The organism is Streptomyces sp. NPDC045967 (assembly GCF_056430495.1).
This window is the reverse complement of the sequence record NZ_JBWKLE010000003.1, coordinates 302,745-326,945: the sequence shown is the minus strand read 5'-3', so window position 1 is coordinate 326,945 and position 24,201 is coordinate 302,745. Positions and strand designations below refer to the sequence as shown.

Below are 24,201 nucleotides of genomic sequence, written 5' to 3'. Positions count from 1 at the left end.
CAGCGAACCGGATGCGCCCCTGGGGAGCGCGCCGGATCAGGAGACGCCCAGCTCCTTGGCGTTGGCCTTCAGGTCCTCGATGCCACCGCACAGGAAGAACGCCTGCTCGGGGAAGTGGTCGTAGTCACCGTCGCAGATCGCGTTGAACGCGGTGATCGACTCGTCGAGCGGAACGTCCGAACCGTCCACACCGGTGAACTGCTTCGCCACGTGGGTGTTCTGCGACAGGAAGCGCTCGACGCGACGGGCGCGGTGGACGACGAGCTTGTCCTCCTCGCCCAGCTCGTCGATACCGAGGATCGCGATGATGTCCTGGAGGTCCTTGTACTTCTGCAGGATCCCCTTGACGCGCATCGCCGTGGCGTAGTGGTCCGCCGCGATGTACCGCGGGTCGAGGATGCGGGACGTCGAGTCCAGCGGGTCCACGGCCGGGTAGATGCCCTTCTCGGAGATCGGACGGGAGAGAACCGTCGTCGCGTCGAGGTGGGCGAAGGTGGTCGCCGGCGCCGGGTCGGTCAGGTCGTCCGCGGGGACGTAGATCGCCTGCATCGAGGTGATCGAGTGACCACGGGTCGAGGTGATGCGCTCCTGGAGGAGACCCATCTCGTCGGCCAGGTTCGGCTGGTAGCCCACCGCAGAGGGCATACGGCCGAGCAGGGTCGACACCTCGGAACCCGCCTGGGTGTACCGGAAGATGTTGTCGATGAAGAACAGCACGTCCTGCTTCTGCACATCGCGGAAGTACTCCGCCATGGTCAGACCGGCGAGCGCGACGCGCAGACGGGTGCCCGGGGGCTCGTCCATCTGGCCGAAGACGAGGGCCGTCTTGTCGATGACGCCCGACTCGGCCATCTCCTCGATGAGGTCGTTGCCCTCACGGGTACGCTCACCGACGCCCGCGAAGACCGACACACCGTCGTGGTTGTTGGCGACGCGGTAGATCATTTCCTGGATCAGAACGGTCTTGCCGACACCGGCACCACCGAACAGACCGATCTTTCCACCCTTGACGTACGGGGTGAGGAGGTCGATGACCTTGACGCCGGTCTCGAACATCTCGGTCTTCGACTCGAGCTCGTCGAAGCGGGGCGCCTTGCGGTGGATCGGCCAGCGCTCGGTGACGTTGGCGTTCTCCTCCGGGTAGTTCAGCACCTCACCGAGGGTGTTGAACACCTTGCCCTTGGTGAAGTCACCGACGGGGACGGTGATGCCCTCGCCCGTGTCGGTCACCGTGGCCTGGCGGACCAGGCCGTCGGTCGGCTGCATCGAGATGGTACGGACGAGGCCGTCACCCAGGTGCTGCGCGACCTCGAGGGTCAGGGTCTTGAGCGCGCCGTCCTCGGCCGGGTCTGCGACCTGGACCTTCAGCGCGTTGTAGATCTCGGGCATGGCGTCGACGGGGAACTCCACGTCGACGACCGGGCCGATGACCCGGGCGACGCGGCCCGTGGCGGCGGCCGTCTCAACAGTGGTCGTCATTACTTGTCACTCCCCGCGGTCGCGTCAGCCATGGCGCTCGCGCCACCGACGATCTCGCTGATTTCCTGGGTGATTTCGGCCTGGCGGGCCGCGTTGGCAAGCCGGGAGAGGCTCTTGATGAGATCCCCGGCGTTGTCGGTCGCCGACTTCATCGCGCGGCGGCGGGCGGCGTGCTCGGAAGCGGCCGACTGCAGCAGTGCGTTGTAGATACGGCTCTCGACGTAGCGCGGCAGCAGGGCGTCGAGGACGTCCTCCGCCGACGGCTCGAAGTCGAACAGCGGAAGGATCTCGCCCTTGGTACCGGACTCCTCCGCAGCCTTCTCGAGGCTGAGCGGCAGCATCCGGCCGTCCACCGCGTTCTGCGTCATCATCGACACGAATTCCGTGTAGACGATGTGCAGCTCGTCGACGCCACCCTCGGCCGTTTCCAGCTGGATGGCCTCGATCAGCGGCCCCGCGACGCGCTTGGCGTCGGCGTAGGCCGGGCTGTCGGTGAAGCCGGTCCACGACTCCGCGACCTTGCGCTCGCGGAAGCCGTAGTAGGCCAGACCCTTACGGCCGACGATGTAGGTGTCGACCTCCTTGCCCTCGCCGCGCAGCCGCTCGGTGAGCCGCTCCGCCTGCTTGATGGCGTTGGAGGAGTAGCCGCCGGCCAGACCGCGGTCGCTCGTGATGAGCAGGACCGCGGCGCGGGTCGGCGTCTCGACCTCGGTCGTCAGGGCGTGCTTGGTGTTCGAACCGGTCGCCACCGCGGTCACCGCACGGGTGAGCTCGGTCGCGTACGGCATCGACGCCGCCACCTTGCGCTGCGCCTTGACGATGCGCGAGGCGGCGATCATTTCCATCGCCTTGGTGATCTTCTTGGTCGCCGTGACGGCACGGATGCGACGCTTGTAGACCCGGAGCTGCGCTCCCATGAGTCAGGTCCCTTCCGTCGTCACTTGGAGACGTTGACGGCCGGCGCGTCCTCGCCCAGAAGCTTGCCGTCCGAGGTCTCGAACTGGCGCTTGAAGGTGGCGATGGCGTCGGCGATCGACGTCAGGGTGTCGTCCGACATCTTGCCGCCGTCGGCAATGGAGGTGAGGAGGTCCTTGCGCTCGCGGCGCAGGTGCTCCAGCAGCTCCGACTCGAAGCGACGGATGTCGTTGACCGGGACGTCGTCCATCTTGCCGGTGGTACCGGCCCAGACGGAGACGACCTGCTCCTCGACGGGCATCGGCTGGTACTGGCCCTGCTTCAGCAGCTCGACCAGGCGCTTGCCGCGCTCCAGCGAAGCCTTCGACGCGGCGTCCAGGTCGGAACCGAAGGCGGCGAACGCCTCCAGCTCGCGGTACTGGGCGAGGTCCAGGCGCAGACGGCCGGACACCTGCTTCATGGCCTTGTGCTGGGCGGAGCCACCGACGCGGGAGACCGAGATGCCGACGTTCAGCGCCGGGCGCTGGCCCGCGTTGAACAGGTCGGACTCCAGGAAGCACTGGCCGTCGGTGATGGAGATGACGTTGGTCGGGATGAACGCCGACACGTCGTTCGCCTTGGTCTCGACGATCGGCAGACCGGTCATCGAACCGGCACCCATGTCGTCGGACAGCTTCGCGCAGCGCTCCAGCAGACGGGAGTGCAGGTAGAAGACGTCACCCGGGTAGGCCTCACGGCCCGGCGGGCGGCGCAGCAGCAGCGACACGGCGCGGTAGGCGTCGGCCTGCTTCGACAGGTCGTCGAAGATGATCAGGACGTGCTTGCCGGCGTACATCCAGTGCTGGCCGATGGCGGAACCGGTGTACGGCGCCAGGTACTTGAAGCCGGCCGGGTCGGACGCCGGGGCGGCGACGATCGTCGTGTACTCGAGCGCGCCGGCGTCTTCCAGGGCGCCACGAACGGACGCGATGGTCGAGCCCTTCTGGCCGATGGCGACGTAGATGCAGCGGACCTGCTTGTTCACGTCGCCGGAGCGCCAGTTGTCGCGCTGGTTGATGATCGTGTCGACGGCCAGGGCGGTCTTGCCGGTCTGACGGTCGCCGATGATCAGCTGACGCTGGCCGCGGCCGATCGGCACCATCGCGTCGATGGCCTTGTAGCCGGTCTGCATCGGCTCGTGGACCGACTTGCGGACCATGACGCCGGGGGCCTGCAGCTCGAGGGCGCGGCGGCCCTCGGTCGCGATCTCGCCGAGACCGTCGATCGGGTTGCCGAGCGGGTCGACAACGCGGCCGAGGTAGCCCTCGCCGACGCCTACGGAGAGCACCTCACCGGTGCGCTGCACCGGCTGGCCCTCCTCGATACCGCTGAACTCGCCGAGGACGACCGCACCGATCTCGCGCTCCTCGAGGTTGAGGGCGAGACCGAGGGTGCCGTCCTCGAACTTCAGCAGCTCGTTCGCCATGGCGGAGGGCAGGCCCTCCACCTTCGCGATGCCGTCGCCGGCAACGCTGACCGTTCCGACCTCCTCGCGCGAGGCCGCGTCCGGCTGGTACGACTGGACAAAGTTCTCCAGTGCGTCCCGGATCTCCTCCGGCCGGATCGTGAGCTCCGCCATCTGGGTTCCCTGCTCTCCTTGTTGGGCCTGAAGCTTCTTAGGGGTCTGGGGGCGACCCCCAGGAATCTTCTGCAAGTTCTGCACGGCCCAACCGGGCCGCTAGGAATGCGTTGTTCTATTGGTGGCTGGTCAGCCGGCCATGCGGCGGGACGCCTCTGCGAGGCGGTCCGCGATGGTGCCGTCGATGACCTCGTCGCCGACGCGCACCGAGATCCCGCCGAGGACCTCGGGGTCCACGTCGAGGTTCAGGTGCATCTGGCGGCCGTACAGCTTCGCCAGCACCGCGCCGAGACGCTGCCGCTGCACGTCGCTGAGCGGCACCGCGCTGGTCACGGTGGCGACCATGCGGTTGCGGCGCTCGGCGGCGAGCGTGGAAAGGGACTCGAGTCCCGCTTCCAGGCTACGTCCACGCGGCAGCGTGACGATACGGATCACCAGGCGCTCGGTGACGGCGTTCGCCTTGCCGCCGAGCAGGCTGCGCAGCAGCTGGCTCTTGGCGGAGGTGGTCGCCGCACGGTCGGTCAGCGCGGCACGCAGCGCCGTGTTCGAGGAGACGATCCGGCCGAAGCGGAAGATCTCGTCCTCGACGTCGTCGAGCGCGCCCGTCTGCTGGGCCGCGGTGAGGTCGGTGGTGTTGGCCAGCTCCTCCAGCGCGTCCACCAGGTCACGGGACTGCGACCAGCGGGACCGGACCATGCCGGACACCAGGTCGAGGGTCTCCCCGCCCACCTGGCCGCCCAGCAGTCGACCGGCCAGCTCGGCCTTGGCCTCGCCGGGCTGCGCCGGGTCGGTGAGGACCCGACGCAGCGAGACCTCACGGTCGAGCAGCGCGGTGACGGCAGCCAGCTCACCGGCGAGCTTCGCCGCGTCGACGGACGTGTTGTCCGTCAGTGCGTCGATACGCTCACGCGCGGAGGCCAGCGCCTCGCGGCTCGCTCCGTTCATCGGGCGGCCTCGGCCTTCTCCTCGAGCTCGCTGAGGAAGCGGTCGATCGTGCGGCTCTGCCGGGCGTGGTCCTCGAGGGACTCGCCGACGAGCTTTCCGGCCAGGTCGGTGGCGAGCTTGCCCACGTCCTGGCGCAGCGCCTGAGAGGCGGCCTTGCGGTCGGCCGCGATCTGGGCGTGGCCGGCAGCGATGATCTCCTCACGCTGCCGCTGGCCCTCTGCGCGCAGTTCTTCCTTGAGCGCAGTGCCCTGCTCCAGCGCTTCCTGGCGCAGGCGCGCGGCCTCGTGCCGGGCTTCGGCGAGCTGGGCCTTGTACTGCTCCAGGACGCTCTGGGCCTCGGTCTGAGCGGCTTCTGCCTTTTCGATACCGCCTTCGATCGCCGCGTGGCGCTCTTCCAGAACCTTGTTGATGTTCGGGAGGAGCTTCTTCGCGAGGAAGCCGAAGACGATGACGAAGGCGATCAGACCGATGACGAGCTCGGGGATCGGCGGGATGAGAGGACTCTGAATTTCCTCGGCCGCGAGAACCATGAGGTTCACATCAGTGCCTTTCGTCTAGTGGGTGGTCGTGAATCCGAAGATCACGGGCCGTAGACGAACGGCATGACCAGACCGATGAGCGCGAGCGCCTCACAGAAGGCGAAGCCGAGGATCTGGTTGGCGCGGATCAGACCGGCCGCCTCGGGCTGACGAGCAAGAGCCTGGGTGCCGTTACCGAAGATGATGCCGACGCCGACGCCGGGGCCGATGGCGGCGAGGCCGTAACCGATGGAGCCGAGGGAGCCGGTGACGGCAGCAAGGGTCTGGGACATGCCAGTTCTTCCTTCTCTTTCACGGACCGGTGGGGGTTGGCCACCGGACGACTGGGGGGATTGCTTGAGCGGGCTTGACTCAGTGGTGCTCGGCGAGCGCGCCCTGGATGAAGCTGCAGGCCAGGAGGACGAAGACGTAGGCCTGAACAGCCTGGATGAAGAGCTCGAAAGCCGTCATCACGATGACCATGACGAACGAGACGCCCGCATAGGCGATCCCGATGCCGTTCAGCAGGTACCAGCTGGCGATCGTGAAGAGCAGCAGCAGGGTGTGACCGGCGAACATGTTCGCGAACAGTCGGACCGCGTGGGTGAAGGGGCGGACCAGGACGTTCGAGAAGAATTCGATGACCATGACCATCGGCAATACCGGGCCGAGGGACTTGTCGTAGCCGGTCAGGTTCTTGAAGCCCCCGACGAAGCCGTGACGCTTGAACGTCACGCTCATCCAGATCACGTACACGATCGCCGCGAGACCTGCGGGGTACGCGATGATCGCCGTCACCGGGAACTGAGCGATCGGGATGATCGACCAGAGGTTCAGGATCCAGACGAAGAAGAACAGCGAGACCATGAAGGGGACGTACTTCTCGCCCTCCTTCTTGCCCAGCGTCTCGTACACGATGCCGCGGCGTACGAAGTCGTAACCGGCCTCGGCGACCATCTGGAGCTTGCCCGGGACGACCTTCGGCTTGCGGAAGGCCAGCCAGAAGAAGCCGACGATGACGACCGTGCCGAGCAGGGCCAGCAGCATCGTCTTGTTGAAGTAGATGTTGCTGTCCGCGTTGCCGAAGATCGGCTCGAACAGGAACGAGTGCAGACCGGGAGCCGGGAAGCCACAACCGTCGAAGATGTGGCAGTCGGTCTCGAAGGCGAGCACCGTCGTCGGGTCAGCACTCACCGCGGGCTCCTTCAGCGTGGCGCATAGGTACGGCAACCTCGTTGTGTCGGCGCGGCGAGCAGCCGCGGTTCGGCACTGGACTGGTGTAACGGATGGTGGGGCGGCGATCAGGCATCGAGCCTCGCGATGGAACAGGCGTCAGCTCAGATGCCCGCGCCCGCAGTGCCGCAGTTGGCACCGGACGATAGCAGGATCCCGAACGACCACTTATCCCGGCCCTACCCTTCACGGCTTCGGCCCCTGATTGTCGGGCTTGTCGCCCTTCATCGAGTCCGGTTCGACATAAAGGATCTTGGCCTTCATGTGAGCACGCGTCTGCGCGCCGATCCACACGAGGGTGGTGGCGACGAGCGTGATCGCGAAGGCCTTGGGGTGGAACAGGGTGGTGTTCTTGAACGCGGCGAGAAAGACGAAGAGCAGCAGGATCTGGGCCGCGTAGAGCATGAGCCCCATGGCCTGGAAGAGATGCGGGAGTGATTTCGCCGTGCGCTGCAGAACGATGAATCCGATACCCATGAAGAGAATCACCAGCAGCGTCGCTACGACGGCTCCGACCGCGCCCTTGCCGCCGACGACCAGAGCGCTGATCACGGCGGCGAGAGCGCCGGCGGCAGCGGTGGGTACGGCGGCTTGCAGGAGGAGTCGGACGTCATCAGACCGCATGGCGGGTTGCTCCGCGTGGTGGTGGGGGCACGGGACTCGTACGGGACGAGCGTAAGCCCGGTCCGAGTGTGATCCTCGGGCCAATGGACCGTCGCACTACGGTCCTTCGGCTCTGTCGCCGGGTTTAGTGAACGGTATCACAAACTATTTGATGAGAGCTTTACCTGCCGGGTGTGCCGACTGTCACACATGAGAGGGACCCTGCGCGTGTGTGCACGACAGGCAGCCGGTATGTCTGCTAATGGGGCCTTGGGGGGTAGATCGCCACCGAGGAGAGCGAGCCCAATCGGGGCCGATGACCTCGCGGACTTGACCGCAGACAGGACCTGGGCCCCGGCTCACATGCCGGGGCCCACGCCACACGAATTGTCGATCAGGTCAGCAGCCGATGTTCTTGATGCCCGTCCCAGACGTCCAGAGCGCTCCGCCGTAGCGGAAGGACTGCTGACGGTTTGCACCGATGGAGAACTCCGGGTCGCTGTTGGCCGCCACGGTGACACTGAAGCACGCCGTGTACCCGCAGTTGTTCTTCACCTCGACGTACTTGCTCGGCCAGTCGGTGTACCAGCGCACGACCTGGACGCACGAGGCAACCGCAGGACTCGGAGCGGACGCGACCTCGCCAGTCTCGGCCGCGGCCCTCGCGGCCGGGCTGAACAGACTCAGCGATCCGAGCGCCGCGGCGGCGGCTAAGCCGGATGTCATGGACTTGCGCATAGGTGACTCCCCCTGAAATCAGAGCGGATGGGCTACCGACGGTCGGCGGCAACCCTTGTGCTGCAGACGCTACTTCGCGCGCCCCCTGGGGCCCACAGATCCTTCGGACACCTCTGGCCCCGAACCCCGTTTGGCTGAACGACTGCTTACCCATGGGGGCGCATGAAGGACGGAACCTTCGCCTCCCGTAACCGACCTGCACCGTTGTCGTCCCTACGCAACGACGGACGCACCACAGCGCCCGAGTGACATGAGCCACACCGGCAATCAGGCCTGACGCTGGTGAACCAATGACGCGGTAGGGGACTTATGTCCGCTTCCTCAGCGGGTGGATTCAGCCTTTCGCCGGTCGGGGAAGCGCGAACGGGCGCCGATGGCGGTCGCTCCGTTGACGCCCGAGACCCCCGCCGCGATCGGCCTCGCCGGCTCCGGCTCGGTGCCGGTGGCGTCCCTGGCGGCCGCCTCCGCCGCCGCCTCGGCGGCCCGGGCGGCGTGCCGGTAGCGCGGCGGCACCAGGCTCTCCGCCCAACGGGGCGCGCGCGGGGTGAAGCGGGGCAGGAGCAGCAGGATCAGGCCCACCGCGCTGAGCGCGGCGATGGCGAGCACGATCCACATCGAGGCCGAGTTCACCGAGTACGCCACCGTGCCGAAGGCGATCAGCCCCGACCAGAAGTACATGATCAGCACCGCGCGGCTGTGCGAATGCCCGAGTTCCAGCAGCCGGTGGTGCAGGTGCCCGCGGTCGGCGGCGAAGGGCGACTGGCCCTTCCAGGTGCGCCGGGCGATGGCGAGGACCAGGTCCGCCATCGGGATCGCGATGATCGTCAGCGGCAGGATCAGCGGGATGAAGACCGGGAACATCGCGTGCGTCGCGTTGCGCTCACCGCCCGCGAACAGGGCCAGGGCGTCGGGATCCACCTGGCCGCTGATCGAGATCGCGGCGGCGGCCAGCACCAGGCCGATGAGCATCGAACCGGAGTCCCCCATGAAGATCCGGGCGGGATGCATGTTGTGCGGCAGGAAGCCCAGGCACATGCCCATCAGGATCGCGGCGAAGAGCGTCGCCGGGGCGGCCGCCTCGATCCCGTAGCCGAACCAGATCCGGTAGGCGTACAGGAAGAACGCGGTGGCGGCGATGCACACCATGCCGGCGGCCAGGCCGTCCAGGCCGTCCACGAAGTTCACCGCGTTGATGGTGATCACCACGAGGGCGACGGTGAGCAGGTTGCCCTGCCACTGGGTGAGCGAGACCGTCCCGATCCACGGGACCGGGATCCACAGGATGGTCAGACCCTGCATCACCATGACGCCGGCGGAGATCATCTGCGCGCCGAGCTTGATCAGGGCGTCGATCTCGAACTTGTCGTCGAGGACGCCCACCAGCCAGATCAGGGCGGCGCCGGAGAGCAGCGCGCGCGGTTCGTTCGAGAGCTCGAAGACGCCGTTGAGGTTGTGCAGGTGGTCCGCGACCAGCAGGCCCGCGCACAGGCCGCCGAACATGGCGATCCCGCCCAGCCGGGGCGTGGGCTCCCGGTGCACGTCGCGGGCGCGGATCTCCGGCATGGCCCCGGCCGCGATCGCGAACTTCCGCACGGGCCCGGTCAGCAGGTAGGTCACCGCGACCGTGACGCAAAGCGTCAGCAGATATTCACGCACGGGCTGCCCCAGATGTATCGCCGGCCATCTCAGCCCCACACATTAGCTGTGATGTCCCCTCCACCGAGGACGCCAGGGGCCGGTATCGCGGTTCCCCTACGCCCCTCTTGTCCCGGTTACTCCCCGTAAGGGGGAAATCCCCTCGTCAGTTCCTTGACCTCCGCACGCGTCCGCGCGGCGTCCCCGCCGAGCGCGCTCACGAACAGCTCCGCGATCCGGACCATCTCCGCCTGCCCCATCCCCTGCGTGGTCACGGCCGCCGTGCCCAGCCGCACCCCGCGCTGGTCCCCGTACGGCAGGGCGCAGGTGTCGAGCACGATCCCGGCGGCGGCCAGCCGGCCGCGGGCGGCCGGGCCGTCCACACCCAGCGGCGCGGGATCGGCGGTGATCAGGTGGGTGTCGGTGCCGCCGGTGGTCACGGCGAACCCGCGCTCCTCCAATGCCCCCGCCAGGGCACGGGCGTTGGCGACGACCCGGTGGGCGTAGGTGGTGAAGGCGGGGGCGGCGGCCTCGCCGAAGGCCACCGCCTTGGCGGCGATGGTGTGCATCTGGGCGCCGCCCTGGGTGAAGGGGAACACCGCCCGGTCGACCCGCTCGGCGAACTCGGCGCCGCACAGCAGCATGCCGCCGCGCGGACCGCGCAGCACCTTGTGCGTGGTCGCGCAGACGACGTCGGCGTACGGCACCGGGCTGGGCGCGGCCCCGCCGGCCACCAGGCCGATGGGGTGGGCGGCGTCGGCGATCAGATGGGCGCCGACCTCGTCGGCGATCTCCCGGAAGGCCGAGTACTCCGGGTGGCGGGGGTAGGAGATGGAGCCACAGACGATCGCTTTCGGCCGGTGCGCGTGCGCGAGCTGCTGCACCTGCTCGTAGTCGATGAGCCCGGTCTCGGCGTCCACGCCGTAGCCGACGAAGTCGAACCACCGCCCGGAGAAGTTCGCGGGCGACCCGTGCGTGAGGTGGCCGCCGTAGGGCAGGCCCATGGCCAGCACCGTGTCCCCGGGCCGCAGGAGCGCCGCGTACGCGGCCAGCACGGCGGAGGAACCGGAGTGCGGCTGCACGTTGGCGTGCTCGGCGCCGAACAGCGCCTTGGCCCGTTCCACCGCGATCCGCTCACCGGTGTCCACGTATTCGCAGCCGCCGTGGTAGCGGTCGCCCGGATAGCCCTCGGCGTACTTGTTGGAGAGCGCGGAGCCGAGCGCGGCGAGCACGGCCGGCGAGCTGAAGTTCTCGGCGGCGATCAGCTGCAGGCTGCTCGCCTGCCGCTGCCGCTCCCCCTCGAGGACGTCGGCCATCTGCGGGTCCTGCCGTCGCAGGACGTCCGTGGGCTGGGTGATGACGCTCATGGCGCGACTCCATCGGTACCGGGTACCAGCCACTGTAGGCGGCGGCCGCCCTTCGCGCCGTGCGACGGGCCCGCCGGGGGGCCGACGGTGTCAGCGGTTGGCCGTGACGCCCGTCAGCGCCGTGACCACCGGGTCCAGCGCCTGGTTGATCTCGTCGCCGATGGAGCGGAAGAACGTGATCGGCGCTCCGTACGGGTCGTACACCTCGTCCGCGTCCGGCGAGGGGGCCAGCAGCCAGCCGCGCAGCGCCGCCGCGGCCCGCACCAGGGCACGTGCGCGCTCGGCCATGCCGTTGTCCAGGGGCGGCAGCGTGGCCGGATCTATCGCCCGGACCAGCCGGGTGAACTCCTTGAGCGTGAAGGTGCGCAGTCCCGCCGAGTGCCCCATGGAGATGACCTGCGCCCGGTGGTCGCGGGTGGCGGTCAGCACCAGGTCGGCCCGGATGACGTGCTCGTCGAGCAGCTCGCGGCCGGTGAAACCGGAGGCGTCCGCGCCGAAGTCGGCCAGCACGGCCGCCGCGTTGGCCTCCATCGGCGCCCCCTCGTGGCCCCAGGTGCCGGCGCTCTCCACGATGAGGTCCGCGGTCACCGGGCCCCCCAACCGGTGGGCGAGGGCGTGCCGCGTCAGCCGCTCGGTGATGGGCGAGCGGCACACGTTGCCGGTGCTGACGTGGAGGATGCGGAAAGAGCCGCCCCCGGCTATGCCACGCCCGTCAGGGCTCACGGGGCGACCTCGAGGTCGGGTACGACCTCCCGCAGCTGCTCCGCGGTCAGCGCACCCGCGCGCAGCAGGACGGGAACCTTCCCGGTGACGTCGACGATCGACGACGGCTGGATGCCGGGGGTCGGTCCGCCGTCCAGGTAGACGGACACGGAGTCGCCGAGCATCTCGCGCGCCGCGTCGCAGTCCTCGGGCGCCGGGTGCCCCGACAGGTTGGCCGAGGAGACCGCCATCGGGCCGACCTCGGTCAGCAGCTCGATCGCGACGGGGTGCAGGGGCATGCGCACGGCCACGGTGCCGCCGGTGTCGCCGAGGTCCCAGGCCAGGGAGGGCTGGTGCTTGGCGACGAGCGTCAGCGCGCCCGGCCAGAAGGCGTCGACGAGCTCCCACGCCTGCTCGGAGAAGTCGGTGACCAGACCGTGCAGGGTGTTCGGGGAGCCGATGAGCACCGGGGTGGGCATGCTGCGGCCGCGGCCCTTGGCGGCGAGCAGGTCGTGTACGGCCTCCGGGCTGAAGGCGTCCGCGCCGATCCCGTAGAGGGTGTCGGTGGGCAGCACGACGAGTTCGCCGCGGCGCACGGCGGATGCGGCTTCACGCAGGCCCGTCTTGCGGTCCGTCGCGTCGTTGCAGTCGTATCGCCGGGCCATCAGCGGGACTCCTCGTGCATCAGGGGGGTGACGGTGTCACTGGGGAAGCGGGCGCGGATCACGGCAGTGCCTTGCGGGCGGTCGCGAAGCGCGGGCGGTTGTTGAGGTCCGGGTGGTCGGCCGCGTCGGCCCAGCCCCGCTCCTCGGCGAAGATCCACGGGACCTGGCCGCCCTGGGTGTCGGCGTGCTCGACGACGACGATGCCGCCGGGCCGCAGCAGCCGGTGGGCGGTGCGCTCCAGGCCGCGGATGGTGTCGAGGCCGTCCTCACCGGAGAAGAGGGCCATCTCCGGATCGTGGTCCCGGGCCTCGGGGGCGACGTACTCCCACTCGGTGAGCGGGATGTACGGCGGATTGGAGATGACCAGGTCGACCTGTCCGTCGAGCTCCGGCAGGGCGCTCAGCGCGTCACCCTGGTGGACGGCGACCCGGGAGCCCTCGGCGTTCTTGCGGGTCCAGCGCAGGGCCTCCTCAGACAGCTCTACCGCGTGCACGCGCGAGCGCGGCACCTCCTGCGCCATGGCCAGCGCGATCGCGCCCGAGCCGGTGCACAGGTCGACGATCAGCGGCTCCACCACGTCCATCGCCCGGACGGCGTGTATGGCCCAGTCCACGACCGACTCGGTCTCGGGCCGCGGGACGAAGACGCCGGGCCCGACCTGGAGCTCCAGGTAGCGGAAGAAGGCACGGCCGGTGATGTGCTGGAGCGGCTCGCGCGCTTCCCTGCGGGCGACGGCCTCCCAGTAGCGGGCGTCGAAGTCCGTGTCCTTGACGTGGTGCAGTTCCCCCCGCTTGACGCCGTGCACGAAGGCCGCGAGCTCCTCCGCGTCGAAGCGCGGTGAGGGCACGCCGGCGGCGGCCAGCCGCTGGGTGGCCTGGGCCACCTCGGCAAGCAGCAAGTTCACGCTGGTCCTCCGGGCTGCTGTCGTACGGGGGGTGGTACGGGTCGGGCACGGTGCCCTGGTGCGCTGCTGCCGTCGCGCCCTACTGGGCGGCCGCGAGCTTGGCGGCGGAGTCGGCGTCGACGCAGGCCTGGATGACCGAGTCGAGGTCGCCGTCGAGCACCTGGTCCAAGTTGTACGCCTTGAAACCGGTGCGGTGGTCCGAGATGCGGTTTTCCGGGTAGTTGTACGTACGGATCTTCTCGGAGCGGTCCACCGAGCGGACCTGGCTGCGGCGCACGTCGGACGCTTCCTGCTCGGCGGCCTCCTGGGCGGCGGCCAGCAGCCGCGAGCGCAGGATGCGCATGGCCTGCTCCTTGTTCTGGAGCTGGCTCTTCTCGTTCTGGCAGGAGGCGACCACACCGGTCGGGAGGTGCGTGATGCGCACGGCGGAGTCGGTGGTGTTGACGGACTGGCCGCCGGGGCCGGAGGAGCGGTAGACGTCGATGCGCAGGTCGTTCATGTTGATCTCGACCTCGACCTCCTCGGCCTCCGGGGTGACGAGCACGCCGGCGGCGGAGGTGTGGATGCGGCCCTGGGACTCGGTGGCCGGGACCCGCTGGACGCGGTGCACGCCGCCCTCGTACTTCAGGCGGGCCCACACGCCCTGGCCGGGCTCGGTCGCGCCGTTGCCGCCCTTGGTGCGCACGGAGACCTGGACGTCCTTGTAGCCGCCGAGCTCGGACTCGGTGGCGTCGATGATCTCGGTCTTCCAGCCCACGCGCTCGGCGTAGCGCAGGTACATGCGCAGCAGGTCGCCGGCGAACAGCGCCGACTCGTCGCCGCCCGCGCCCGCCTTGACCTCGAGGAGCACGTCCTTGTCGTCGCTGGGGTCGCGCGGCACGAGAAGCAGGCGGAGCTTCTCGGTGAGCTCGTCGCGCGCCGCCGTGAGCTCCTTGACCTCGGCGATGAAGTCGGGGTCGTCGGCCGCGAACTCCTTGGCCGTCTCGATGTCCTCCGCCGTCTGCTTCCAGGCCCGGAAGGTCGCGATGATCGGTGTCAGCTCCGCGTAGCGCTTGTTGAGCTTGCGCGCGTTGGCCTGATCGGAGTGGACCGAAGGGTCGGCGAGCTTCTTCTCGAGGTCGGCATGCTCGCCGACCAGTTCCTCGACCGCCTCGAACATCGGGGTACTCCTGGGGTAAAAGTGCGAAGGACTGCAGGGGGTGCTGGACGACGACAAAGGCGCCGGTCCGGCCACCCCCGTATGGACAGGGGGCGGCCGGAGACCGGCGCCCGGGTCGCGCTACTTCTTGGCCGCACCCTTGCCGAAGCGAGCCTCGAAGCGGGCCACGCGGCCACCGGTGTCGAGGATCTTCTGCTTGCCCGTGTAGAACGGGTGGCACTCGGAGCAGACCTCGGCACGGATGTTGCCCTCGGCGAGGGTGCTACGGGTGGTGAACGACGCGCCACAGGTGCAGCTGACCTGGGTCTCGACGTACTGGGGGTGGATCTCGCTCTTCAAGGTGTCTCCTAGATCGGGAGGGCGCCGGGTCGCAGGAGCCGAATTGCGCACTGCGTGAACCGGGGCCGACAGACCAGTCTGCCAGGACCGGGCTGCCTGTCAAAATTCTGAGGACGCCTCCCTCAACGGCAGGGGGCGGGCATCTATTCCGGCGCGTTTCCCGCCCGGCCCGCAGCCCGTCGGCCGCCGCCCGGGGGGCCGTCCGCCGCCCCGTCCTACTGGACGATCGAACCGGCCGTGCCCTTGTCACCGCTGGAGTTCGCCGTGGCCTCGGCCGGGATCGGCCGGTCGGCCAGCAGTGCGTCCCAGACCAGCTGTGACTCCTTCTTCAGCGGCGCGACGCGGTTGGCGTCGAGTGCGTCCGCGGTCACCGGCAGCGTGATCATGTGCATGTCCTGGGCGTCGATGCCCTGGAGGCTCTGGGCGAAGCCCATGAGCGACTTCACGTCGCCCAGCGCCCTGTCAGTCGTGATCGACTTGGTGCCGGTGTCGGCGAGGCCGAGCAGCTGCTTGGGGTTGTCGAACAGGCCGATGCTCTTGACCTGCTTGATCAGGGCCTTGATGAAGGCCTGCTGGAGCTGTATTCGGCCGAGGTCGCCGCCGTCCCCGACCGCGTGGCGGGTGCGGACCAGCCCGAGGGCCTGCTCGCCGTTCAGCTGGTTCGGGCCGGCCGGCAGGTCCAGGTGGCTGTACTCGTCCTTGATGGGCTTCGCAGTGGTGACCTGGACCCCGCCGAGGGTGTCGATGATCTTCTTGAAGCCCGTGAAGTCGACCTCGAGGTAGTGGTCCATGCGGATCCCCGACATCTTCTCGACGGTCTTGACGGCGCAGGCCGCCCCGCCGACGGTGTACGCCTCGTTGAACTGCCGGCGCTGCCCGCCCGGGTCGGTCTTGCCCTTGCCCGTGGTGCACGGGGGCCGGACGGTCATGGTGTCGCGGGGTATGGACACGATGGCGGCCTTGGTGTGGCCCTCGTTCAGGTGGACGATCATCGCCGTGTCCGAGCGGGCGGAGCCGCCGTCGTCCGCGCCGTAGCCGGAGTTCTCGCCGCCCCGGGAGTCGGAGCCGAGGACGAGGATGTCCATGGAACCGTTGTCGATGTCCTGAGGGCGGTCGGTGCCGAGCGCCTGGTCGATGTCGACGGTCTTCAGGTTGCCGTTCAGCTTGACGTAGAAGTAGCCCAGGCCCGCACCGCCGAGCACGACCACGCCCGCGGCGCTCCACGCGGCGATCACGAGCGCTCTGCGGCGCTTGGGCGGTTTGCGTCGGCGCCGGCCCGCGGCGCGACGGCCGCCGTTGCTCTCCTGGCTCATGCTCTCCTCAGTCCTGAACGCGGTCCCCTGTCCCTTGACACAGACGGGCTGGCGCCGCCCAGGGTTCCACGGCCGAGCGGGCGCCCGAGCCAAAGCGGCGCCGGACGCCCTCCGGCACGACCGCTCCGTCGCACGGTCGCCACCTGCGGTTTTCCACAGTGCCGCGGGACGGCCGCGCGGGGTTCAGCAGCCGGCGGCGTGTGGCGAAGGTCGCACCGGCGACATGCGGCCGCCCCCGTCGCCGAGGGCGACGGGGGCGGCCGTGTGTGCGCGGCGGCGGCGATCAGTCGTCGTTCTTGCCCGACGGAGTCGTCTTCGCGATCTGCATCAGGAACTCGGCGTTCGACTTCGTCTGCTTCATCTTGTCGAGCAGCAGCTCGATCGCCTGCTGGGAGTCGAGCGCGTGGAGCACCCGGCGCAGCTTCCAGACGATGGCGAGCTCCTCCGCGTTGAGGAGGATCTCCTCCTTGCGGGTGCCCGACGGGTCGACGTCGACGGCCGGGAAGATGCGCTTGTCGGCGAGCTTCCGGTCGAGCTTGAGCTCCATGTTGCCGGTGCCCTTGAACTCCTCGAAGATCACCTCGTCCATGCGCGAGCCGGTGTCGACCAGCGCGGTGGCCAGGATGGTCAGCGAGCCGCCGTCCTCGATGTTGCGCGCGGCACCGAAGAAGCGCTTCGGCGGGTACAGCGCGGTCGAGTCGACACCACCGGACAGGATGCGGCCGGAGGCGGGCGCCGCGAGGTTGTACGCGCGGCCCAGGCGGGTGATGGAGTCCAGCAGGACGACCACGTCGTGGCCGAGCTCGACGAGGCGCTTGGCGCGCTCGATGGCCAGCTCGGCGACCGTGGTGTGGTCCTCGGCCGGGCGGTCGAAGGTCGAGGAGATGACCTCGCCCTTGACCGACCGCTGCATGTCGGTGACCTCTTCCGGACGCTCGTCGACCAGGACGACCATCAGGTGGCACTCGGGGTTGTTGGTGGTGATCGCGTTGGCGATCGCCTGCATGATCATGGTCTTGCCGGTCTTCGGCGGGGCCACGATCAGGCCTCGCTGGCCCTTTCCGATCGGCGACACGAGGTCGATGATGCGGGTGGTCAGCACGCCCGGGTCGGTCTCCAGACGGAGCCGGTCCTGCGGGTACAGGGGCGTCAGCTTCTGGAACTCGGGGCGTCCGCGGCCCGATTCGGGCGCCATGCCGTTCACGGAGTCCAGCCGCACGAGGGCGTTGAACTTCTCGCGGCGCTCGCCGTCCTTGGGCTGGCGCACGGCGCCGGTGGTGTGGTCGCCCTTGCGCAGACCCGCCTTGCGGACCTGGGCGAGGGAGACGTACACGTCGTTGGGGCCGGGCAGGTAGCCCGAGGTCCGGATGAACGCGTAGTTGTCGAGGATGTCGAGGATGCCCGCGACGGGGATCAGCACGTCGTCGTCGGCGACCTGCGGCTCGTTCGGCGCGAACTCGTCGCGGCCGCGGCGGCCCCGGCGGTCGCGGTAGCGGCCGCGGCGGCCGCGGCGGCCGCCCTCGTCGTCGAAGTCGTCCTGCGGCCCGTTGTCCTGCCGGTCCTGCCGGTCCTGACGACCCTGCTGGCCCTGGCCGCGGCCACCCTGCTGCTGGCGGTCGCCGCGCTCGGCGCGGTCCTGACGGCCGCCGCCCTGGCCGCCCTGCGTGCCCTGGCCCTGGGCGCCCTGGCCCTGACCCTGGCCGCCGGCCTGACCCTGGCCCTGGCCGCCCTGGCCCTGCTCGTCGGCCTTGGCGCCGCGGTCGCGACGGTCACGCTGGCGCTCGCCGCGCTCGGCGCCGCGGTCACGGCGGTCGCGACGGCCGCGGCCCTCGCCCTCCTGCGCCGGGGCGGAGACGGCGGTGGCGGCCTCGGCCCGCACGTCCGGCGGCGCGGTGGCGGTCGCCGTCGCGGCCTCGGCCTTGACGGTCTCGGGCTTCTGCTCGACCTGCACGGCGGCGGGTGCCGAGCCCTCCGGGCTGCCGGACGGGGCGGTGGCCCGGCGACGGCGGCGCTCGCCGGCCGGGGCGTCGTCCGCCCCGCGCTCGACGTCGCTCGCGCGGGAGGGGCCTCCGGCCGGCTGGCCGGGGATCTCGATCTGGGCCTGCGTCGCGACGGGCTTCTCGGCGGGCGCCGCGGCGGCGTCCTCGCCCGTGCGGGCCTTGCTGGTGGCGCGGCGCTTCGGCTTGGCCTCGGCGGTGTCCGCGGCGGAGGCGGCGGCCTTGGGCGCGCCGGCGCCGCCCGCCTGCGTCTCCTTGATGACCTCGATCAGCTGGCTCTTGCGCATGCGCGCGGTGCCCCTGATCCCGAGGCCCGACGCGACCTGCTGCAGCTCGGCCAGGACCATGCCGTCGAGGCCGGTGCCGGTGCGGCGCCGCTTCGGGGCTGCGCCTGCGGCGGGGGCACTGGCGTCGACAGAGGTGTCGGCAGCGCCCATCAGATCGGTGGTGTCGCTCACGAAGGGTCCTTCCCTGGAGCGGACGTCGGCCTGTCTGGCTCGGCGACCGGTTGTGCTGTCCGACGGCAGTCGGTGACCTGATGAGTCGTGGACTGCAGCCGGGGCGGTGGTCCGCCGGTAGAGGTACGGCGGAGAGAAACGTGCGTGGCTGGTTCCGGCGAGAAGCCCCCGAGCTGGAAGCGTGGGAATGTCACGCCGATTCCGGAGCGTGCTCGAAACTGCTGGAATTGATCAAAGCAGTCGGGGAGGCTCCCGGAAGAAAGGTGGTCCCGAATGGGGACACTGAGCACCGAGCCATGGCGGCTTCGGTTGCGCACTTGAGACTAACACTACCGGATCCAACAGACATTCCCCCTCTCAGTCACCGGCAATCACGCCCTTCCGCGCGGACGGCCTGCCCTGGCCGCCCGCCCCTGACCGGCCCGGCTCAGCCGCCCTGGGTTCCCAGCGGAAGCACGCTCGCACCCGGGGCGTCGAAGGGGAGCCGGTTCGCCGCCCACCCCTCGCCCGCGAGCTGCGCGACCTTGTCGGCCGCGTCGTTGTCGACCAGCGCGAGGACCGTGGGGCCCGCGCCGGAGATGACCGCGGGGATGCCGTCCGCCCGCAGTCGGTTCACGAGGGCGACGCTCTCGGGCATCGCCGGAGCCCGGTACTCCTGGTGGAGCCGGTCCTCGGTGGCCGGCAGGAGGAACTCGGGACGCCTGGTCAGGGCCTCCACGAGCAGTCCCGCGCGTCCCGCGTTCACGGCCGCGTCCACGTGCGGGACGGTGCGCGGCAGCAGGCCGCGCGCGGTCTCGGTGAGGACGGGCCTGGAGGGGACGAAGACCACCGGAACGATGGAACCGGCGGGCTCCATCCGGATCGCCTTGGCGCTGCCGCCGTCCATCCAGGCCAGGGTGAAGCCGCCGAGCAGGCAGGCGGCGACGTTGTCGGGGTGGCCCTCGATCTCGGTGGCGAGCTCCAGCAGCGCCGCGTCGTCGAGCCTGGCCTCGCCGCCTATGGTCACCGCGCGGGCGGCCACGATGCCGGCGCAGATGGCGGCGGAGGAGGAGCCGAGGCCGCGGCCGTGCGGGATGCGGTTGGCGCAGACGACCTCGAGGCCGCGCGGCTGGCCGCCCAGCAGGTCGAAGGCGGTGCGCATCGAGCGTACGAGCAGGTGGCTCTCGTCCCGCGGGAGGGTGTCGGCGCCCTCACCCGCGATGTCGATGTTCAGGCCGGAGTCGGCCACCCGGACGACCACGTCGTCGTAGAGCCCCAGGGCCAGGCCGAGGGCGTCGAAGCCCGGGCCTAGGTTGGCACTGCTGGCGGGGACGCGCACCCGTACGGCGGCGGCGCGGAACGCTGGACCGGCCATCGTCCGATGACACTCCTTGTGACTGTGCGAGATCTTCGCTCTTCGCTGGCTCGCTGCGAAATGTACTGGAGAACGTACGACACCCGAAGGCCCGGTGGGCAGCACCACGGTCATATGCGCGGTGGCGGATGTAAGTACAGCGTATCGAAGGAAGGTTCTCATCCGACATAGGGCGCACAGGAGGCGCACGATGCGTGTCGCACCCTTCGGCCGACCCGGCCGGCCTTACGCCGCGTTTTGGTGTCGTACGGGGCGAGTTGCCGGGTTCCGGAGGGCTTGACACCCTCCGGAACCCCGGTTCGCGGACCGCTTTTCCGGCCGGTCGGTCAGACGAGGCCGAGGCGGACGGCCGCGGCTTCCGCGTCGACCGGAACGGTGACCGGCTGGGGAGCGCCGGCGATCGCCCAGTCGGGGTCCTTCAGGCCGTTGCCGGTGACGGTGCACACGATCGTCTGGCCCGGGTCCACCAGGCCCAGCTCGGCGGCCTTGAGCAGCCCGGCCACCGACGCGGCCGAGGCGGGCTCGACGAAGACGCCCTCCTGCGAGGCCAACAGCCGGTAGGCGGCCAGGATCTGGCGGTCCGTCACCTCGTCGATGAAGCCGCCCGACTCCTCGCGCGCGGCGAGCGCGTAGTCCCAGGAGGCCGGGTTGCCGATCCGGATGGCGGTGGCGATGGTGTGCGGCTCCTTGACGACCTCGCCGCGCACGATCGGCGCGGAGCCCGAAGCCTGGAAACCCCACACGCGGGGCGTACGGGAGGCCAGGCCGTCGGCCTTGTACTCCTTGAAGCCCTTCCAGTAGGCCGTGATGTTGCCGGCGTTCCCGACGGGCAGCACATGGATGTCGGGGGCGTCGCCGAGCGCGTCGACGATCTCGAAGGCGGCCGTCTTCTGGCCCTCGATCCGGACCGGGTTGACCGAATTGACCAGCGCGACCGGGTAGTTGTCGGACAGCGCGCGGGCGAGATTGAGACAGTCGTCGAAGTTGCCGTCCACCTGGAGGATCTTGGCGCCGTGCACGAGCGCCTGGCCCATCTTGCCGAGCGCGATCTTGCCGCGCGGCACGAGGACGGCGGACACCATGCCCGCGCGCACCGCATAGGCGGCCGCGGAGGCGGAGGTGTTGCCGGTCGAGGCGCAGATGACCGCCTTGGCGCCCTCCTCCTTGGCCCGGGTGATCGCCATGGTCATGCCGCGGTCCTTGAAGGAGCCGGTGGGGTTCGCCCCCTCGACCTTGAGGTGCACCTCGCAGCCGGTGCGCTCGGAGAGCACCTGCGCGGGGACGAGCGGCGTACCGCCTTCACGGAGGGTGACCACGGGAGTCGTGTCCGTCACCGGCAGGCGGTCCCGGTACTCCTCGATGATGCCGCGCCACTGGTGGGTGCGATTGCTGCTCATGGGTCCTTACTCCCCTTCAACACGCATGATGCTGGCGACACCGCGCACGGTGTCCAGCTTCCGCAGCGCCTCGACGGTCCCGGAGAGGGCGGCGTCGGGCGCGCGGTGAGTGACGACGACGAGGGAGGCCTCGCCGTCCTTGCCCTGCTGCCGCACGGTGTCGATGGAGACACCGTGCTCGGCGAAGGTCGTCGCGACCTGGGCCAGCACGCCCGGCTTGTCGGCCACATCGAGGCTGATGTGGTACCGGGTCACGACGTCGCCCATGGGGCTCACGGGCAGCTGGGTGTACGCCGACTCGCCGGGCCCCGTTGCCTGGGCGAGCTTGTTGCGGCAGACGGCGACGAGGTCGCCGAGGACCGCGGACGCGGTCGGCGAACCGCCCGCGCCGGGCCCGTAGAACATGAGCCGCCCGGCGGCCTCCGCCTCGACGAAGACCGCGTTGTAGGCCTCGCGGACGGAGGCCAGCGGGTGGCTGAGCGGGATCATGGCCGGGTGCACGCGGGCGGTGACGGACGCGCCGTCGGCGGCGCGCTCGAGGATCGCCAGGAGCTTGATGGTGCAGCCCATCCGCTTGGCGGAAGCGAAGTCCGAGGCGCTGACCTCGGTCATGCCCTCGCGGTAGACGTCGTCCAGGCGGACGCGGGTGTGGAACGCGATGCCGGCCAGGATCGCGGCCTTGGCGGCGGCGTCGTAGCCCTCGACGTCGGCGGTCGGGTCGGCCTCGGCATACCCGAGGGCGGTGGCCTCGTCGAGCGCCTCCTGGTAGCCGGCGCCGGTCGAGTCCATCTTGTCGAGGATGAAGTTTGTCGTCCCGTTGACGATGCCCATCACCCGGTTGATCTTGTCGCCCGCGAGGGACTCGCGCATCGGGCGGACCAGCGGGATGGCGCCGGCGACGGCGGCCTCGTAGTAGAGGTCCAGCCCGTGCTGCTCGGCCGCGGCGTGCAGGGCGGCGCCGTCCTGCGCGAGCAGCGCCTTGTTGGCGGAGACGACGGACGCGCCGTTCTCGAACGCGGTGGTGATCAGCGTCCGGGCCGGCTCGATCCCGCCGATGACCTCGACGACCACGTCGATGTCACCGCGTTTGAGCAGGGCGGTCGCATCGGTGGTGATCAGCGCGGGGTCGATGCCCTCACGGACCTTCGACGGCCGGCGCACCGCGACACCGGCGAGCTCGACGGGCGCGCCGATCCTGGCCGTCAGATCGGCGGCGTGCGTCGTCATGATGCGCGCGACTTCCGAGCCGACCACTCCACAGCCCAGCAGCGCCACCTTCAGCGGACGCGTACGCATCATTCGACCTACGCCTTTCGATCTTCCATCAGTACCCCGTGCGCGGCTTGCACGCGGGGTGGGAACCAGTCTCACTCAATGGACATCAGTTTCCACCCTCGGTCCATTGAGTGAGACACCTATTGTGGGGGTCTGGGGGCTTCTCCCCGAAATAACCGGATCACCCCAGGTCGAGACGCAGGAGATCTTCCTCCGTCTCCCGCCGGACGATCACCCGGGCCTGCCCGTCGCGCACGGCGACGACCGGCGGCCGGAGCGCGTGGTTGTAGTTGCTGGCCATGGAGCGGCAGTACGCCCCCGTGGCCGGCACGGCGAGCAGGTCGCCGGGAGCGAGGTCGGCGGGCAGGAAGGCGTCCTTCACGACGATGTCGCCGCTCTCGCAGTGCTTGCCGACGACGCGGGCGAGCATCGGCTCGGCGTCGGAGACGCGGGAGACGAGCGTGACGGAGTACTCGGCGTCGTAGAGCGCGGTGCGGATGTTGTCGGACATTCCGCCGTCGACGCTGACGTACGTCCGCAGCCCTTCGAGCGGCTTGATGGTGCCGACCTCGTAGAGGGTGAAGGCGGTGGGGCCGACGATGGCGCGGCCGGGCTCGACCGAGATCCGAGGCGCCCTCAAGCCCGCGCTCTCGCATTCCCGCGCGACGATCTCGGTGAGGGCCTTGGCGATCTCGTACGGCTCGCGCGGGTCGTCGTCGGAGGTGTAGGCGATCCCGAGCCCGCCGCCGAGGTCGATCTCGGGGAGCTGGACGCCGTGCTCGTCCCGTACGGCGGCCAGCAGGCGCACGACCCGCTTCGCCGACACCTCGAAACCGGCCATGTCGAAGATCTGCGAGCCGATGTGGGAGTGCACGCCGAGCAGCTCGAGCGAGTCGTGCCCGAGCACGCGCCGCACGGCTTCGGCGGCGGAGCCGTCCGCGACGGCGATCCCGAACTTCTGGTCCTCGTGCGCGGTGGCGATGAACTCGTGGGTGTGCGCCTCGACCCCGACCGTCACCCGGATCTGGACGGGCTGGCGCACCCCCCGCTCGCGGGCGACGTGCGCGACGCGCGCGATCTCCTGGAAGGAGTCGAGCACGATCCGCCCCACGCCGGCCTCGACGGCCCTGACGATCTCGGCCTCGGACTTGTTGTTGCCGTGGAAGGCGATGCGGGAGGCGGGCATCCCGGCGGCGAGCGCGGTGGCGAGCTCGCCGCCCGAGCACACGTCGAGGTTCAGCCCCTCCTCCTGGAGCCACTTCACGACGGCCTTGGAGAGGAATGCCTTGCCGGCGTAGAAGACGTCGGCGTCCCTGCCGAAGGCGAGTGCCCAGGCCCGGCAGCGCGCCCGGAAGTCCTCCTCATCGAGGAAGTAGGCGGGGGTGCCGAACTCCTCGGCGAGCCGGGTCACTTCGATGCCTCCGACGGTGACGACCCCGTCCGCCGTGCGCGTGACGGTCCGGGCCCAGACCTTCTCGTCGAGGGCGTTGAGATCAGCCGGGGGCGGGGAGTAGTGCCCCTCGGGCAGGACATCGGCGTGACGGGGTCCGGCGGGGTGCGCGGAACGGCTCATCGGTATCTCTCTTC

Annotated in this window: 22 protein-coding genes; all 22 read right to left on the bottom strand. The window is 69.9% G+C overall.

The window, feature by feature from the left end; genetic code table 11:
• Positions 1 to 36: 36 nt before the first annotated feature.
• The 22 genes from atpD to lysA all read right to left on the bottom strand — a co-directional run bounded on the left by atpD (position 37) and on the right by lysA (position 24,187).
• Entirely contained in the window at positions 37 to 1,479 is a 1,443-nt protein-coding gene (gene atpD, locus AC07FY_RS08455; RefSeq protein ID WP_479002405.1) for a F0F1 ATP synthase subunit beta, read from the bottom strand.
• Positions 1,479 to 2,396, bottom strand: coding sequence for a F0F1 ATP synthase subunit gamma (locus tag AC07FY_RS08450; protein WP_479002402.1), 918 nt, complete (start codon positions 2,394 to 2,396; stop codon positions 1,479 to 1,481). The genes atpD and AC07FY_RS08450 overlap by 1 nt, the downstream gene beginning before the upstream one ends.
• Positions 2,397 to 2,416: 20 nt before the next feature.
• Positions 2,417 to 4,012: a F0F1 ATP synthase subunit alpha gene (gene atpA / locus AC07FY_RS08445; RefSeq protein WP_479002399.1), complete on the bottom strand. Its 1,596-nt coding sequence runs from the start codon at positions 4,010 to 4,012 to the stop codon at positions 2,417 to 2,419.
• A 129-nt stretch (positions 4,013 to 4,141) separates the two neighbouring features.
• Positions 4,142 to 4,957 carry a F0F1 ATP synthase subunit delta gene (locus AC07FY_RS08440; protein WP_479002396.1) on the bottom strand — a complete coding sequence of 272 codons (816 nt, stop codon included), beginning with the start codon at positions 4,955 to 4,957 and terminating at the stop codon, positions 4,142 to 4,144.
• Positions 4,954 to 5,487 carry a F0F1 ATP synthase subunit B gene (locus AC07FY_RS08435; protein WP_479002393.1) on the bottom strand — a complete coding sequence of 178 codons (534 nt, stop codon included), beginning with the start codon at positions 5,485 to 5,487 and terminating at the stop codon, positions 4,954 to 4,956. The genes AC07FY_RS08440 and AC07FY_RS08435 overlap by 4 nt, the downstream gene beginning before the upstream one ends.
• Positions 5,488 to 5,537: 50 nt before the next feature.
• Positions 5,538 to 5,768 carry an ATP synthase F0 subunit C gene (gene atpE, locus AC07FY_RS08430; RefSeq protein ID WP_030768902.1) on the bottom strand — a complete coding sequence of 77 codons (231 nt, stop codon included), beginning with the start codon at positions 5,766 to 5,768 and terminating at the stop codon, positions 5,538 to 5,540.
• A gap of 79 nt (positions 5,769 to 5,847) precedes the next feature.
• A complete protein-coding gene (gene atpB, locus AC07FY_RS08425; RefSeq protein ID WP_479003167.1) occupies positions 5,848 to 6,684 on the bottom strand; it encodes a F0F1 ATP synthase subunit A in 837 nt (278 codons plus the stop codon).
• 210 nt (positions 6,685 to 6,894) lie between these two features.
• Positions 6,895 to 7,332, bottom strand: coding sequence for a hypothetical protein (locus tag AC07FY_RS08420; protein ID WP_479002390.1), 438 nt, complete (start codon positions 7,330 to 7,332; stop codon positions 6,895 to 6,897).
• A 378-nt stretch (positions 7,333 to 7,710) separates the two neighbouring features.
• Positions 7,711 to 8,049, bottom strand: coding sequence for a hypothetical protein (locus tag AC07FY_RS08415; protein WP_479002387.1), 339 nt, complete (start codon positions 8,047 to 8,049; stop codon positions 7,711 to 7,713).
• 321 nt (positions 8,050 to 8,370) lie between these two features.
• Positions 8,371 to 9,705, bottom strand: a complete 1,335-nt coding sequence (locus AC07FY_RS08410; RefSeq protein ID WP_479002384.1) for an MraY family glycosyltransferase — start codon at positions 9,703 to 9,705, stop codon at positions 8,371 to 8,373.
• A gap of 116 nt (positions 9,706 to 9,821) precedes the next feature.
• Positions 9,822 to 11,051 carry a serine hydroxymethyltransferase gene (locus tag AC07FY_RS08405; protein ID WP_479002381.1) on the bottom strand — a complete coding sequence of 410 codons (1,230 nt, stop codon included), beginning with the start codon at positions 11,049 to 11,051 and terminating at the stop codon, positions 9,822 to 9,824.
• Between the two features lie 90 nt (positions 11,052 to 11,141).
• Entirely contained in the window at positions 11,142 to 11,774 is a 633-nt protein-coding gene (locus AC07FY_RS08400) for an arsenate reductase/protein-tyrosine-phosphatase family protein (protein ID WP_479002378.1), read from the bottom strand.
• Positions 11,771 to 12,418, bottom strand: a complete 648-nt coding sequence (locus tag AC07FY_RS08395; protein WP_479002376.1) for an L-threonylcarbamoyladenylate synthase — start codon at positions 12,416 to 12,418, stop codon at positions 11,771 to 11,773. The genes AC07FY_RS08400 and AC07FY_RS08395 overlap by 4 nt, the downstream gene beginning before the upstream one ends.
• Positions 12,419 to 12,476: 58 nt before the next feature.
• Positions 12,477 to 13,322, bottom strand: coding sequence for a peptide chain release factor N(5)-glutamine methyltransferase (prmC, locus tag AC07FY_RS08390; protein ID WP_479002374.1), 846 nt, complete (start codon positions 13,320 to 13,322; stop codon positions 12,477 to 12,479).
• Between the two features lie 79 nt (positions 13,323 to 13,401).
• On the bottom strand, positions 13,402 to 14,481 hold the full coding sequence (prfA, locus tag AC07FY_RS08385; protein WP_479002371.1) for a peptide chain release factor 1: 1,080 nt from the start codon (positions 14,479 to 14,481) through the stop codon (positions 13,402 to 13,404).
• Positions 14,482 to 14,601: 120 nt separating this feature from the next.
• Entirely contained in the window at positions 14,602 to 14,820 is a 219-nt protein-coding gene (rpmE, locus tag AC07FY_RS08380; RefSeq protein WP_479002368.1) for a 50S ribosomal protein L31, read from the bottom strand.
• Positions 14,821 to 15,035: 215 nt separating this feature from the next.
• Positions 15,036 to 16,133, bottom strand: a complete 1,098-nt coding sequence (locus AC07FY_RS08375; protein ID WP_479002365.1) for an LCP family protein — start codon at positions 16,131 to 16,133, stop codon at positions 15,036 to 15,038.
• A 283-nt stretch (positions 16,134 to 16,416) separates the two neighbouring features.
• Entirely contained in the window at positions 16,417 to 18,588 is a 2,172-nt protein-coding gene (gene rho, locus AC07FY_RS08370) for a transcription termination factor Rho (protein WP_479002362.1), read from the bottom strand.
• A 427-nt stretch (positions 18,589 to 19,015) separates the two neighbouring features.
• Positions 19,016 to 19,942, bottom strand: a complete 927-nt coding sequence (thrB, locus tag AC07FY_RS08365; protein WP_479002359.1) for a homoserine kinase — start codon at positions 19,940 to 19,942, stop codon at positions 19,016 to 19,018.
• A 326-nt stretch (positions 19,943 to 20,268) separates the two neighbouring features.
• Positions 20,269 to 21,339 (bottom strand): threonine synthase, encoded by a 1,071-nt coding sequence (gene thrC / locus AC07FY_RS08360; protein WP_479002357.1) that lies wholly within the window; start codon positions 21,337 to 21,339, stop codon positions 20,269 to 20,271.
• 6 nt (positions 21,340 to 21,345) lie between these two features.
• Positions 21,346 to 22,638, bottom strand: a complete 1,293-nt coding sequence (locus AC07FY_RS08355) for a homoserine dehydrogenase (protein WP_479002354.1) — start codon at positions 22,636 to 22,638, stop codon at positions 21,346 to 21,348.
• 157 nt (positions 22,639 to 22,795) lie between these two features.
• Complete coding sequence (gene lysA, locus AC07FY_RS08350; RefSeq protein ID WP_479002351.1) at positions 22,796 to 24,187, bottom strand: diaminopimelate decarboxylase; 1,392 nt, start codon at positions 24,185 to 24,187, stop codon at positions 22,796 to 22,798.
• Positions 24,188 to 24,201: the final 14 nt, after the last annotated feature.